Below are 13,519 nucleotides of genomic sequence, written 5' to 3'. Positions count from 1 at the left end.
TGGATCAGACGGTGGTGCGATAGCTGCGGGCGACCAATGCCGAACGCAGGTACCACAGTCCCGACGGCTGGGTGGGGTCGAAACCGGTGAGCTGACCGATGCGCTTGAGCCGGTAGTCGACGGTGTTGGTGTGCACGTGCAGCACCCGCGCGGTGCGCTGCCGGTTGAGGTTGTTGGCGATGTGGCGCTGCAGAGTTTCCAGCAGTTCGGGGAACTGGTCGAGCGGATCGAGCAGCGAGCCGAGGAATTCGCGTCCGGGTCCCGGCCGGGTGAGCTGGTACTCGAGCGCGAGTTCGTCGAAGCGGTACAGACCCGAGGTGACCTCGAGGCGCTGGACCATGTCGAGCAGCTCGTGGGCCTGATCGGCGGCGTCGGGAACGCCGGTGGTGCTCGCTTCGACCAGCGCGGCCGTGATGCCGACCTGCGCGGCCTGGGAGAGCTGGGCGACCAGGGCGGTGAGGCCGTCGCGGTCGAAGGTCTCGGCGGGGATGAGCACGGTGCCGCCGTCGACGCTGAGCAGCGACAGCGCCGTATCACCGCAGCGCTTGGCCAGCTCGGCCTGCACGCGGCGCAGCTTGCGCCGGGCCACCACCTTCTGATCGAGCGCCGGATTGGCCTCCTCGCGGTGCGGCGGAATCGACAGCGCGAGCACGGCGTACTGCTCGGCGATGGCGATGCCGCATTCGCGGGCCATGGTCGAGGTGCTGTGCCCGCCGAGCAGCGCGGAGGTGAGGGTGTGCACCGCCGTGTGATGTTCGCTGACCACGCCGCGCAATTCGCGCACATAGGCCAGCGAGACCTGGCAGGTGATGGTGTCGAGCATTTCCATCACCATCTTCACGCCGTCGACGAGGTTGTCGTAGTCCTTCACCGACGCGCTCGCGACCACCAGGTCCAAGCCCATCTTGAAGCCCTCGGCGATGGAGTGGTGGATGGTGTCGATCGGCACGCCCTCGCGGGCCCAGCCGCTGGCGGCGTCCTGCAGACGCTGCAAGGTGCTGGGGATATCGCGGCCGTCGAGCATGCTGACCGCGAATTCCAGGCAGATGCGGGTGATGGTGGTGACGTCCCCCGTGATGGCGTCGCCCGGCAGCGTGCCGCACGGCGCGACGTTCTCGACGAAATGTCCTACCATCTGCCGTGACAACGCCCGGACGTCTTTGAGGGGAGACGACATCGGCCGCCCCGAGATCGTGAGCGATTGCCGTGGTGGATTGTGTACGGACATCTGAAGTTCCCTTCGCCTGATTTCGGCTGTCCCCCCGCTGTCCAGCCTGTTCACCCTAGCCAAGGCAGGCAAGATCCGGAATGAAACGCCGGGTTCTGGGTGACGTTCGCGTGTCCACCGCCCGATCTTGGTGGGCCGTCACAAGGGTGGTCCCGGTGGCATCACAGGTTGTAGAGTTCAGCGCGCCGGAACGAACCGATAGGGGCACCACCATGCGACCTGCCGTCCGTTGTCTGGTCTGGGAACTGGACGAAACCCTGTGGGACGGTGTGGTCCACGACGGGACCAGCGCCGCGCCGCGCCCACCAGCGCTGCGCACGTTGACGATGTTGAGCGACCGCGGCGTGCTGCATGCCGTCGCGGCCCGAGGCGACCGCGCGCGCACCATGCGCACGCTCTATCGGCACGGGCTGCACGACATGTTCTCGGCGGTCGAGATCGGCTGGGGACGCAAGTCGGCCGCGATCGTGCGGATCGCGGGCACCCTCGGGCTCGGGCTCGAGGGCATGGCGTTCATCGATGCCGAACCCGTGGAGCGCGCCGAGGTCTCGTGTGCGTTGCCGATGGTGCGCTGCTACGCGGCACGCAATGTCGACATGCTGCCGCTGCTTCCCGACTTCCGCCACGACCTGCGTTCGGGTCCGATGCCGACTCCGCCACTCGGGTTCGCGCGGGTTCCGGCCTTCTGACCTGCGGTATTCCGGTCGATGCATCGACGGCGAAGTTGCATCGACTGCCGAATTCATGAGCTGAGCAGCGACAGCGTGAACCGCTCCGGAGTCGCGGACACGTCGTAGGCGGCGATCCGGCCCTCGCGCACCTGGAAGGTCAGCACGAAGATCGGCCTGCCCGCCCGGGTCAGCACCAGGCCAAGCCTGCCGTCGACGAGAACCATGACCGCCTCGCGCGAGCGTTGCCGCAGCGCGACCGCGCCCTCGGCCACCGCCCGCGCACCACGGACCACCGCGGCCATCCCCGGCGTGAGCGCCGCCGGATCGGCGGTGCGGACCACATCGGGCGCGAGAACCTCGAGCAGCGCGACGAGGTCACCGCCGCGCGCGGCCCGCAGGAACGCGGCAACGGCCGCGCGCTGCTCGACGAGGTCGGCCGTGCTCATCGTGGCCGGCGCGTTTACTCGCTGCCTGGCCCGGCTGGCGAGCTTCTTGGTCGTCGCGGGTGTGCGCCCGAGTACCGGTGCGATGTCGGCGAACGGCACAGCGAACAGGTCGTGCAGCACGAACGCCACCCGTTCCTCCGGACCCAGCGCGTCGAGCACCACCAGCACCGCACGCTCCACCGAATCAGTGTGCAGTGCTTCGGCTTCCGGACCGGCATCGGTGGTCGGGAGGTCGACCTCGTCGGCATGGGTTTCGGGGCGCCGCGCGCGGGCCCGCAACAGATCCAGGCACAGCCGGGACACGACGGTGGTGAGCCAGCCGTCCAGGTCGGCGATCACCGCGTCGGTCCTGGCCAGGCGCAACCACGCCTCCTGCACCACGTCCTCGGCCTCGGCGGTGGCACCGAGCATCCGGTGCGCGAGACGACGCAGCCGGTCCCGGCGCTGTTCGAACATCAGCGCGAGCGAATCCGCGCGCATCGGTCACCTTTCGTGGTCGCCGGTCGTCACCGGGAAAGACGGCACTCCGCCGTCGTCGCCTTGCTGTCTCCACTGTGGCAGAGGCGTTCGTCCGCCGAAAACGGAGGAATCAATGAACACCGCATACGTCGTCGTCACCGTGCTCGCCGCACTGGCCGCCCTGATCGCCTCGGGAATCGACGTGTTCCGCGCCGACTGGGTGCGCGAGAACATGCGCGAATACGGGCTGCCCACCTGGGCGCTGCCACCGCTGGCCGTCATCAAGGCCGCAGGCGGGATCGGTTTGCTCGCGGGCCTGGCGTACCGGCCGCTGGCCGTGGCCGCCGCGGCCGGATTGGTGCTGTACTTCATCGGCGCCGAGATCACCGTGCTACTCACCCGCTGCTACTCGCACGTGGCCTATCCGCTGCCTTATCTGCTGCTCGCGGGCGCCTCGCTGACGCTGGCCGTGGCGTGAGACCGGTGGTGGCGTGCCGCGTCGGCGCGCCACCACCGTCGGCTCAGGCGCTCGCCAGGATGAAGTCGGCGGCCTGCTCGCCGATGAAGATCGCCGGCGCGTTGGTGTGCCCACGGATGATCAACGGCATCACCGAGGCGTCGGCCACGCGCAGACCCTCGACACCGCGCACCTTCAGATCCGGGCCGACGACACTGGCCGCGTCGGTGCCCATCCGGCAGGTGCCGACCGGGTGGTACAGGGTGTGCGAGAACTTCTCGATGGTCAGCGCGATCGTCGCCTCGAGATCATCGGGTGCCTGCGGCGGGTAGATCAGCGGTCCGAGTGTGCTCTTGAGCGCCGGCTGGCCCGCGAGCCCGGCGCACACCCGCAGACCGGCGGTCAGCGCGGTCAGGTCGGCGCCGTCGGGGTCGGACAGGTAGCGCGGATCGATCACCGGCTTGGCGGTCGGATCGGCCGAGGCCAGACCGATCCGGCCACGGCTACGCGGACGCAACAGGATGGATCCGAGCACCACACCGTGCTCGGTCGCCTCGACCAGGCCCTCGTGATAGAAGGGCGCCGGCGCGTAGATCAGCTCGAGGTCGGGGTGCTCGAGCTCGGGTTCACTGCGCACGAAGCCGTACGCCTCACCCACATTGGAGGTGAGCATGCCCCGGTGCCGCACCAGATAGTTCAGTAGTTCCAGCGGCTTCTCCGCCGTGTACAGCGAATCGGACTCCACGCTGTAGCCGAGTGCGGCGATCAGATGGTCCTGCAGATTGGCGCCGACCTCGGGGGAGTGGGCGACCACATCGATGCCGTGTCCGGTGAGCTGTTCGCGGTCACCGATGCCCGAAAGCTGCAGCAGCTGTGGGCTGTTCACCGCGCCGCCACACAGGATGACCTCCTTGGCGGCGGTCACCACGTGGGTCTGCCCGTCGTGCAGGAACTCGACGCCGGTCGCCTTGGTTCCCTCGAACAGCACCCGGGTGGCCAGTGCCTCGGCCCGCACGGTGAGGTTGGCGCGCTTCATCGCGGGCCGCAGGTAGGCGTCGGCGGTGCTCCAGCGCCTGCCGTCGCGCTGGGTCACCATGGTCTGGGTGAAACCTTCGGGCGCCGGACGATTCGCGGCCTCGAGTTTGTGGCCCGCCTGCCGCGCCGCCTCGAGGAAGGCATGGGTGGAGGCGCGTGGGCTGCGCTGGCGCTGCACGTGCAGCGGCCCCTTCGCGCCCTCGTCGGGGAACTGCGCGTCCTGCACGTTCTCGATCTTGCGGAACTGTTCGACGGCCGAGGCGAAGTTCCACTTCTCGCCCGCCAGCAGTCCCCATTCCTCGTAGTCGGCGCGGAAACCGCGCACCCACATCATCGCGTTCATCGATGACGAGCCGCCGAAGGTCTTGCCGCGCGGCCAGTAGATCCGGCGGTCACCGAGCGCGGGCTGCGGTTCGGTGGAGTAGTCCCAATCCCGTTCGCTGCGGAACAGTTTCGAGAACGCCGCCGGAATATGGGCGAACTTGTCGTCGTCGGCGGGCCCCGCCTCCAACAGTACGACCGTGGTGCCCGCGTCGGCGCTGAGCCTGTTCGCGAGCACCGCCCCCGCTGACCCGGAGCCGACGATCACGTAATCCGCGGACGTCCCACCTGCTTGCACTGTCCAACTCCGATCCTGCACTGCATCTGTCGTAGCCAACACGGATACACCCGAGGCCCGCGTGAAAACACCGCGAGCACAGCCTGACTCGGCGTCGGGCCGGGTGCTGCAAGCAGCGTACTGACAGTCGGCGTCCGGTGGGACTCAGTAGGTCCCGGCGGCCGCGGCGCGACCCGCGCGGCGACCGTAGAAGCTGCCGTCACCGAGCGATGCCCCGCTGACATAACCGCCCGCGCACAGCCCTGAGGTGCACCGACCGGCGGCGAACAGCCCGGGAATCGGTTCCCCGCTCACGTGCAGCACCCGCGAATCCAGATCGGTGCGCAGCCCGCCGAGGGTGAATCCGGCGGTGAAACCGCGCAGATCGAACCCGGCCAGCGAGCCCTCGATCGGGCGCACCCACTCGGGCTTCTTGCCGAGCAGGGGATCGCTGCCGTTGGCGGCGTGCCGGTTGTAGGTGGCGACCGTCGTCTGCAGCGCCTGCTCGGGCAGACCCATCTCGGCCTCGAGTTCGGCGACCGTCTCGGCGACCCACTTGGGCGGGAACCGGAAGAACGGGGTCGAACTCTCGGTGGCGAGGGCCTCCTCGAGGGATCGTTCGTCGAGGATGAGGAAGGCCTGGTTCTCCTGCCGCAACAGGGTGGCCTGGCCGATCCGGCCGGGGTAGGTGTCCTCGGCGATGTAGCGCTGTCCGCGCCCGTTGACGAGGATGCCGCGCGCCATCATCTGCGGGTCACCGAAGATCGCGACCTCGCTGGCGTCCATGTGGGCCAGTTCGGCGCCCAGCGCCTGCGCCAACCGGATGCCGATGCCGTCGTGCTCTTCGATGGCCGCGCCGGGGCGGCCGCTCAGCTGCGGGGTGTAGCGATCGATCATCTCGGTGTCGTACGCGAAACTGCCCGTCGCCAGGACCACGCCGCGGGCAGCCCGAACCGTGACCGGCTTACCGAACCGGGTCGCGACCAGGCCGACCACCCGATCGTCGGCGTCGACGATCAGCCGCCGGATGCGGGTGTCGTATTCGACGGCGACACCGAGCTCGGCGACGGTGTCGGCCAGTGGCTTCATCAGCATGTATCCGCCGCTGCGTTCGCCGATCTTCTTGTCCGCCAGCTGCGGAACGTGCCCGCGCGGTGCGGGTTTGGCGATATCGAGGAACGGCGCCGCGTTCTCGCCGCCGGAATACATCAGGCCCTCGTCGTGCGGCGGCTCCCAGCCCGGCTCGCCCCAGAACTCCTCCTTGAACGGCACACCGCAGTCCACGAGCCAGTCGTAGTGTTCGACACTGCCCGCGCAGTAGTCGGCGATCTTGGCGGCATCGACACCGGGGCCGAGCGCGGCCGTCAGGAAGGTGGCCATGTTCTCGGGGGTGTCGTCGAAGCCGAGCACACGCTGCAGCGCCGTCCCGCCGCCGAGGTAGACGAAGCCGCCCGCGAGTGCGGCGGCCCCACCCCAGCCGCCGGTGCGTTCCAGGATCAGGACCTTCGCGCCCGCGCGCGCGGCTTCGATGGCGGCACACACTCCCGCGATGCCGTAGCCGGCGACGACCACGTCGACCTCGAAATCCCACTGGTCGACGGTGTTCTCGCGCAGGGGCCGGACGGTGTCGGTACGCGGGCTGTTGTCGGTCACGGCTGCCTCCGGTGGTGGGTGTGTACCGAAATGGTGCCGCGTGGAGGCCGACAAAACAAGAACGTGTTACAGAATTCCCGTCCAGCGGGACACGGATTTCGGTTCGCGGCTCCGGTACGGTGGCGATCGAACCCACGTCGAGAAGAATCTGGTGGTGCACACGTGAGCGCGAACATTCGGGACATCGCGGTAGAGACCCTGGCCGGCGAGCCGACCACGCTGGGCGAACTGGCGGGCGACAAGGCCGTGCTGCTGGTGAACGTGGCCTCGAAATGCGGGCTGACCCCGCAGTACAGCGGCCTGGTCGACCTGCAGAAGAACTACGGCGAGCGCGGTTTCACCGTGATCGGTGTGCCGTGCAACCAGTTCATGGGCCAGGAACCCGGCAGTGCCGAGGAGATCCAGGAATTCTGCTCGGTCACCTACGGTGTCGACTTCCCGCTGCTGGCGAAGACCTCGGTGAACGGCGACGACCGGCACCCGCTGTATCAGGTGCTCACCGAGACCCCCGACGCCGAGGGCGCGGCCGGTGACGTGCAGTGGAACTTCGAGAAGTTCCTCATCGCCCGCGACGGCGCGGTGGCCGCGCGGTTCCGTCCGCGCACCACCCCGGACGACCCGGAGGTCGTGCGGGCCGTCGAAGCCCAGCTCTGAGCTACTGCGCGTTGGCGAGCAGCGCGTACTGCGCTGCTGCCTGCTTGCGCACGGCCCCCGCTTCCGGCCCGCTCACGAACCCGCCGTAGTTCCGGTAACTCACGTAGCAGCGGGCCACCGCCGGTGTGTTGCCGGACGCCCGGCGTTCGGCGCAATACGCACCGGGCACCGCGTCCGGCCCCGGGATTTCGCGCGCCGCGTCGCTGAGTGTGTCGCGCCAGGTCGTGCCGAAGGCGTTCGCGCCCGCCTGGTCGCGGAAGCGGAACAGGGTGGTGGTGTAGGAGTGGGCGACGCTGTCGACACCGCCCCGATCCCATGCGGCGGCCAGTTCGGCCGGTTCGCTCGCCCGGTAGTGCCTGCTCGCGCGGCCGGTCCACGCCGCGTATTCGCGTGAGGAGATGGCGATGCGCTGGTTCGGCGGACCGGGAATCAGGGTGCGGCGCAACAGGTCGTCGGGGTCGCGGGGCAGGTCGGCGAGTTGCTCGGGGGCGGTCGGGGTGAACTGATCGAGCAGCGGCACCTGCGCGTCGAGGACCTGGGCGACCCGGCGGGCCAGCGCGTCCACATCAGGGCTCGGGTGCTGCAAAAACAGGCTGACCACGATCTCACCGTGCGCGAAGAGCGCGCCGATCGTCTTGATGCCCGGCCGCCAATGTGCGTGTGCGCCGGGGTATCCCGGAATCGGCACCGGCCGGTTGTCCGGGCTCACCCCGAAATCGGTCGCGGCCAGATCGCGTGCGGCATCGGCGGCCGTGCTCTGCCCCGGGAACCGCATCAGGACCACCCGGGTCACCTTCGCGTCGGTGTCGATGGCGGGGACGTTCTTGTCGAAGGCCCGGCTGCCCTGGGCGATGTCGAACGCGACGATCATCCGATGCCGTTCCAGCGTGGGCAGATTGACGTTCGAGGCGGCCGAGGTGTCGACGACGCGGCGCGGGGTGTCGAGCACGTCGGTGCCCCAGTTGTAGGTGAGCGCCGGATCGAGATCCTGGGGAAACACCACCGCGCCGCCCATCCGCAACCCTTCGAGGATCGGGCCGTCCGCCGCGGTGCGGCCGATCTCCACGTCGGCGGGCGCGGTCGTGTAGCTGCCCACGTCGAGGCCGCGCACGTCGAGCTCGCCGGGTGTCGCGGTGCCGGAGACGGTCGCGCAGCCGGCGAGCAGGGTGGCGAGCGCGCCGAGGGCGACGCGTGTTGTCACAGTGGTGCGGTGGCGAGCCATTGCTCGATCATCTCCTGATGGGTGTGCCCTGGCCAGTACACCTGCAACAACACGCTCGAATGGGGTGCGGCGTCGAACTGCACCAGCAACCACGGCCCGTCGGACCCGTTGAACTTCCGCACGGTCACCGGCCTGCCGTACCGCGACCGCACCTGTTCGTTCGCGCCGCTCGGCAGCGAGGCGACATACCGGTCCGCCGTCGCGGCGTCGGGGTAGGCGAGTACCTGCACCTCCAGTTTATCCCGGTCGGTGCAGTTGAACCCGTTGTCCCACAAGGCATCCGGATTCTTCGTCGCGAAACTGCACCGCAGGTCCCGATATCCGGTGCTGTCCGGACCGGCCGGGAGCAGATCGGGGAACAGGGCGATGATGGGGCGACCTGCCGCCCAGGAGTCCGTCGTGGTCGTCGTCGGCGCGGCGGTGGTGGTGCTGGGAGGTGTGGTGGTGCCGGTGGTGTCGCGGGATGACCAGAGGATTCCGGCGACGACGGCGGCGATCACTGCGAACGCGGCGGCGGACCATCCGACGAGCGCTCGCCTGGATGGGCCGGGAGACGCGCTCGAGCCGGTCGGCGGGGGGAAGTGCTGTGCGTCGACAAACGGGAAGGGTGCGGTGGGCACGGGGAGATGGGGTGCGGCATTTTCGCCGATTGGTGTACCGCTGAAACGGAAATGCTTTTGTGCACTGGGATCGGTTGACGGGGCGACACCACGGCTGAGTGCTGCTTGTGCGGCGTCGACCATCTCGGTACAGGTGGCGAACCGCTGTCCAGGATCCTTGGCCAGCGCCCTGGCGAAGACGAAATCCACCGCAGGTGGCAGGTCCGGCGCCCGTTCGGTAACCCTCGGCACCGGCTGCATGAGGTGCGCGCCGATGAGTGCGCCCGCCGTGGTCGCGGTGTAGGGCGGTTGTCCGGTGAGCAGGTGGAACATCGTGCAGGCGAGGGAATATTGGTCCGCGCGTGGACCGGCCTGTCGCCCGTCGAGGTGCTCGGGTGCGGCGTACCGCAGGGTCGCTACCACCGCACCGGTCTGGGTGAGCGCGGTGGCCTCGTCGACCGCCTTGGCGATCCCGAAGTCCGTGAGCAACACCTGCTGCGTTCCCGGAATGCCTTCGCGCAGCAGGATATTCGCCGGTTTCACATCGCGGTGCAGCAATCCCGCCGCGTGCGCGTAGTCGAGTGCCGCCGCCGTCGACCGCGCGATGTGCAGCGCGTGCTCCGGCGCCACCGGCCCCGCCCGCAACACGGTCTCGGCGTCGGACCCCGCCACGTACTGCATCGCGATCCACAACCGCCCACCGTCGCTGCCCCGATCGTGCACGGCGACGATATTCGGATGGTCGAGCCGCCCCGCGAGCTCCGCCTCCCGCTCGAACCGCCCCCGGAACACCGGATCCGCCGCGAACGAGGAATGCAGCAGCTTCAGCGCAACCAGGCGCGGCAACCGGGGATGCCCGGCCGCGTACACACTGCCCATCCCGCCCGACCCGAGCACCCGCTCGATCCGATAACCGGCGAACATGTCCCCGGCCCTGAGCTCGTGCATGCCTGCAAACCTAGCTCAGGGACTGCCGCCCTGGAGCTCGTCACCCAGCCCCCGATTGCCGCGCCGTCGAGATACGTTCCCTACCAAGCGAATAGATCATCTAGGCTGATTCCGGAAAGGCACCCGTCCGAAATCACGGAGGAATCCGATGTCGCACGCTTCTGCCGCTTACCCCAGCTCCGTGCCCGTCGGAGTCGATACGACTCGGGCGAGTATCGCTCGCGTGTACGACGCCGCCCTCAACGGCAAGGACAACTACGAGGTCGACCGCGCCGTGCTGGCCCAGGTCCGCACCGTCGCGCCGCAGGTCAACGATCTGGCCTGGGCCAACCGCGATTTCCTCATCCGCGTGTGCCGCTTCCTCGCCAGAATGGGAATCGACCAATACCTCGATCTCGGATCGGGATTACCCACGGCGGAAAACACCCATCAGGTCGTGCAGCGGGTGAATCCCGAATCGCGCGTGGTCTACGTCGACAACGACCCGTCGGTGCTGGCGCACGGGAAAGCGCTGCTGGCGAGCAACAGCCGCACCCACATCGCCGAGGCCGACATCTTCGCGCCCCTCGACGTTCTCGGCAACGAGATCGTGCGCACCGAGTTCGACTTCACCCGCCCGATCGCCCTGTTCCAGATCGGCACCCTGCACCACTACCTCGGCGAAGACGCTCCCACCCTGATGCAGACCTACATCGACGCCCTCCCAGCCGGCTCCTTCATCGCCATCGCCCACTTCCACGACCCCGAAACCCCCGACTACAGCGAACTGGCCAAGAAGATGGAAGAAAAATTCATCCACAGCCCCATGGGCAGCGGCCGCTTCCGCACCCGCACCGAAATCCAGGCCATGTTCGGCACCACCACCCTGATCGAACCCGGCCTCGTCCGCTGCGACGACTGGTGGCCCGACGGCCCCCACCTCACCCCCCTCTCCGACGTTCGCCACTGCATCCTCGGCGGGGTCGGCCAGAAGCGCTAGCGAGTGTCGCGAGTCGGACTCGCCTATCCAGGTACGAGTGTGACCTGGATCCTTGGATGCTGTTTTCCTGCAGCACTTTTGCATGTTGCTCCTCGAGCAGGAGTGTCCAGACGAACCCCTGGCACTGATCGACGATTGCCCCGTGACAGCAGGAGGCATGACATGGGAGCTGTTCATGCCTGCGCGTCGGGCTGCTCGGCAACTGCGGCCACACCGTGCAGGCGGTCGAGGAGTTGCTGCTTCATCCGGAAGTCGGGGAACCGGAGGGCGCAGCGTCTCTGTCCGACTTGCCGATCTCGGTCGGGCGGCTCGACGAGGGGATTGCGGTAGTGGAACCGAGTTTTCGTCTCGGCAGCAACGTCGATGTGGGCGTCGGCCGGCGAACGCACTCCCTGCCGAATGCCGCGCATTCACAACGGCGATATTCTCTTGCTCGCCGAACGGGTCTGCGTCTACGGTCCTCTGGGTGCAGCGCACTGTCATCATCGGCGACATCCATGGATGCTTCGAAGAACTCGTCGAGCTACTCGAAAAGATCGAACTCGCTGAGGACGACCTGCTTGTCAGCGTCGGCGATCTGGTCGATCGCGGCCCGAAGCCCTACCAAGTCGTCAACTTCTTCCGCGAACGCCCGAACTCGGTAGCGATCATGGGCAACCATGAACGCAAACACGTCCGCGGGATCTTTTCCTACGCCCAGGAAATCACGCGATTGCAGGCAGGCGATAGTTACGCCGACATGGTCGACTGGATGCGGACACTTCCCTACTACTTCGAGAACGATCATGTCCGCGTCGTCCACGCCGGTATGGTGCCCGGCATCCCGCTCGCCGACCAACGTGAGGAGATCCTCTGTGGCTCCACACGCGGTGAGCGTGAGCTCCAGGCACTGTTCCCTGGCACCTTCTGGCACGACCATTACACCGATGCCAAGCCCATCGTGTTCGGTCACCACGTCACCGGCCGCGTGCCACTTGCGCGCGGGAACCGAATTCTCGGCTTGGACACCGGGGCGTGCCACGGCGGGGCGTTGAGCGCACTCAGCCTGCCGGACTTCGTAGTTCACTTGTTGCCAGCGCGTGTCGATCACTGGTCACAAGTCAGAAACGAATGGCAGTTGGCGGTCCTGAAAACCAAGCCGTGGGCCGATTACACCTGGTCGGAACTGAGCCAGGCAATCGTACGGTTCTCCTCCACCGCCGATCCCTCGACCAGCGCTTGGCTGAGTGCGGTCGAGGGATGGGCAGCTGCGCTGCGTTCAGCGTTTCCAGCACTTGTAGCCGCTGCCTACAGAACCGCAGACGGACTCGATACCGATCAGTTGCGGCAGCATCCCGCTGCGTTGTTCCTGTTCCAAGCCCGACATAACAGACTAGACCCGCTGAGCTTGGCCAGGCAATGCGTCAATCCCCGCAGAACAATCGATCTTGCCACCGCATTGGACCTCGACGTGTCCGAATTTCCTGAGTAGCCGAGGCCTCAGGACCATCTCAACGCCCGGGGTGGTGGCAAACAAAGTTTGGACACGCCGCTGATCAGCTGCGTACGCTCCCACTCGTGACCGAGCGAGAGCCGAACACCAGATACCTCGAAGATTCGAAAGTGCTTGCCGCGATTGGAAAATGGATCGCCCCTCGGGTTCAGCTGGTCTTCCGTTCGTTTGCCCCTCGAGTTGGCCGAGGCAGCCGTGGCCGCCTGGAATCGAGACGAAACCGGCGAGATCGGCGAGGAAACCCCCGACCAATACGCCTTACGAGACCGCGCTGCGGAGCTTGCCCTGATCGGGTTGGCAGTCTCCGAACGTGGCCGCTGCGACGGCAAAGACGTGGTGGTCGATCTCCATGCCTCATCCGTCGCAGCCGCGATACGCGCAGCGCTGTCCCCAGACCATCGGTGATGGCGCACGGAGGCGCCGGGCCAAGACCGTAATCGTCGTAGGTTTGGCAGGCGCTGCACGGCGGCATGTAGCACGTCGAACATCCGCTGTCGCCGCCACCCGCGCGTTCCCGACGGTAGCGGCACCAGCCGATGAACGCGCTCAACTGCCGATGCGTGCGCTGCCTCGACGCGCGGCCGGTGGCGTTGTTTCGGACAGGACCGCGACCGCCACGACCATGCTCGCCAACAGACCGGCCTTGTCATCGGGATCGGCTCATGCCCGACACCGCTGTCCGATGATGCACGGATAGACGCGGCGCCCCACAGAACAGTTCCCGGCAATTCGGGCTGATCTCGACACACTCCGTTCGTGTCAGAGTTGGACGACCTGATCCCGCCGAATCCGAGCGTCCACTGCCCGAGCATCTACACGATATGCCGTATTGAGTCGTAGCATTCGAACATGCGTTCGATGTTGTGGCGATTGGGGCGTACCCGTCGGGCTCAATCCCGACCGGCTGTACGCGGTGCGCGGAGGTTGGGCACGCCCGGCTCCTGCCGCCTGCCCCAGCGGGCACCCCCTCGGGCCGGACCAAGTCCTCGTCGGCACCGTGGCCTGCATAGCCGTTCCCGACCAGCTGCACCGCACCTGGGCGTGCCAACAATGCGACGCCGTCATCTACTGGCCGCCG

General features: G+C 67.6%; 12 protein-coding genes. 5 read left to right on the top strand and 7 right to left on the bottom strand.

The window, feature by feature from the left end; all coding sequences use genetic code 11:
• Positions 1-4 precede the first annotated feature (4 nt).
• Complete coding sequence (locus ACWEVR_RS11560; protein WP_452466858.1) at positions 5-1,228, bottom strand: PucR family transcriptional regulator; 1,224 nt, start codon at positions 1,226-1,228, stop codon at positions 5-7.
• Positions 1,229-1,440: 212 nt separating this feature from the next.
• Here ACWEVR_RS11560 and ACWEVR_RS11555 point away from each other — a divergent pair, with 212 nt between their 5' ends.
• Positions 1,441-1,917: an HAD-IIIC family phosphatase gene (locus ACWEVR_RS11555; protein WP_452466857.1), complete on the top strand. Its 477-nt coding sequence runs from the start codon at positions 1,441-1,443 to the stop codon at positions 1,915-1,917.
• 53 nt (positions 1,918-1,970) lie between these two features.
• Here the strand turns inward: ACWEVR_RS11555 and ACWEVR_RS11550 are convergent, their stop codons facing one another.
• Positions 1,971-2,825: a sigma-70 family RNA polymerase sigma factor gene (locus ACWEVR_RS11550; RefSeq protein ID WP_452466856.1), complete on the bottom strand. Its 855-nt coding sequence runs from the start codon at positions 2,823-2,825 to the stop codon at positions 1,971-1,973.
• A gap of 112 nt (positions 2,826-2,937) precedes the next feature.
• On the opposite strand from ACWEVR_RS11550, the gene ACWEVR_RS11545 reads away from it, so the two are divergent.
• Positions 2,938-3,282, top strand: coding sequence for a DoxX family protein (locus ACWEVR_RS11545; protein ID WP_067638743.1), 345 nt, complete (start codon positions 2,938-2,940; stop codon positions 3,280-3,282).
• Positions 3,283-3,325: 43 nt separating this feature from the next.
• Here the strand turns inward: ACWEVR_RS11545 and ACWEVR_RS11540 are convergent, their stop codons facing one another.
• Positions 3,326-4,915: a GMC family oxidoreductase gene (locus ACWEVR_RS11540; protein ID WP_452466855.1), complete on the bottom strand. Its 1,590-nt coding sequence runs from the start codon at positions 4,913-4,915 to the stop codon at positions 3,326-3,328.
• 144 nt (positions 4,916-5,059) lie between these two features.
• Positions 5,060-6,547: an FAD-dependent oxidoreductase gene (locus ACWEVR_RS11535; RefSeq protein WP_452466854.1), complete on the bottom strand. Its 1,488-nt coding sequence runs from the start codon at positions 6,545-6,547 to the stop codon at positions 5,060-5,062.
• Between the two features lie 162 nt (positions 6,548-6,709).
• On the opposite strand from ACWEVR_RS11535, the gene ACWEVR_RS11530 reads away from it, so the two are divergent.
• On the top strand, positions 6,710-7,201 hold the full coding sequence (locus ACWEVR_RS11530) for a glutathione peroxidase (RefSeq protein ID WP_245655313.1): 492 nt from the start codon (positions 6,710-6,712) through the stop codon (positions 7,199-7,201).
• 1 nt (position 7,202) lies between these two features.
• Here ACWEVR_RS11530 and ACWEVR_RS11525 read toward each other — a convergent pair whose 3' ends face one another.
• Positions 7,203-8,402 carry a DUF7373 family lipoprotein gene (locus ACWEVR_RS11525; protein ID WP_452466853.1) on the bottom strand — a complete coding sequence of 400 codons (1,200 nt, stop codon included), beginning with the start codon at positions 8,400-8,402 and terminating at the stop codon, positions 7,203-7,205.
• A complete protein-coding gene (locus ACWEVR_RS11520) occupies positions 8,399-9,970 on the bottom strand; it encodes a serine/threonine-protein kinase (RefSeq protein ID WP_452466852.1) in 1,572 nt (523 codons plus the stop codon). Before ACWEVR_RS11520 ends, ACWEVR_RS11525 begins: the two co-directional genes overlap by 4 nt.
• 148 nt (positions 9,971-10,118) lie before the next feature.
• Between ACWEVR_RS11520 and ACWEVR_RS11515 the strand changes: the two genes are divergently transcribed.
• Positions 10,119-10,949: an SAM-dependent methyltransferase gene (locus ACWEVR_RS11515; protein ID WP_067489467.1), complete on the top strand. Its 831-nt coding sequence runs from the start codon at positions 10,119-10,121 to the stop codon at positions 10,947-10,949.
• Positions 10,950-11,122: 173 nt separating this feature from the next.
• Here ACWEVR_RS11515 and ACWEVR_RS11510 read toward each other — a convergent pair whose 3' ends face one another.
• Positions 11,123-11,359 (bottom strand): hypothetical protein, encoded by a 237-nt coding sequence (locus tag ACWEVR_RS11510; RefSeq protein WP_452466851.1) that lies wholly within the window; start codon positions 11,357-11,359, stop codon positions 11,123-11,125.
• A gap of 56 nt (positions 11,360-11,415) precedes the next feature.
• On the opposite strand from ACWEVR_RS11510, the gene ACWEVR_RS11505 reads away from it, so the two are divergent.
• Positions 11,416-12,420 carry a metallophosphoesterase family protein gene (locus tag ACWEVR_RS11505; RefSeq protein ID WP_452466850.1) on the top strand — a complete coding sequence of 335 codons (1,005 nt, stop codon included), beginning with the start codon at positions 11,416-11,418 and terminating at the stop codon, positions 12,418-12,420.
• Positions 12,421-13,519 lie beyond the last annotated feature (1,099 nt).

Source organism: Nocardia sp. NPDC003979 (assembly GCF_053605015.1).
This window is presented reverse-complemented; position numbering and strand designations above follow the sequence as displayed.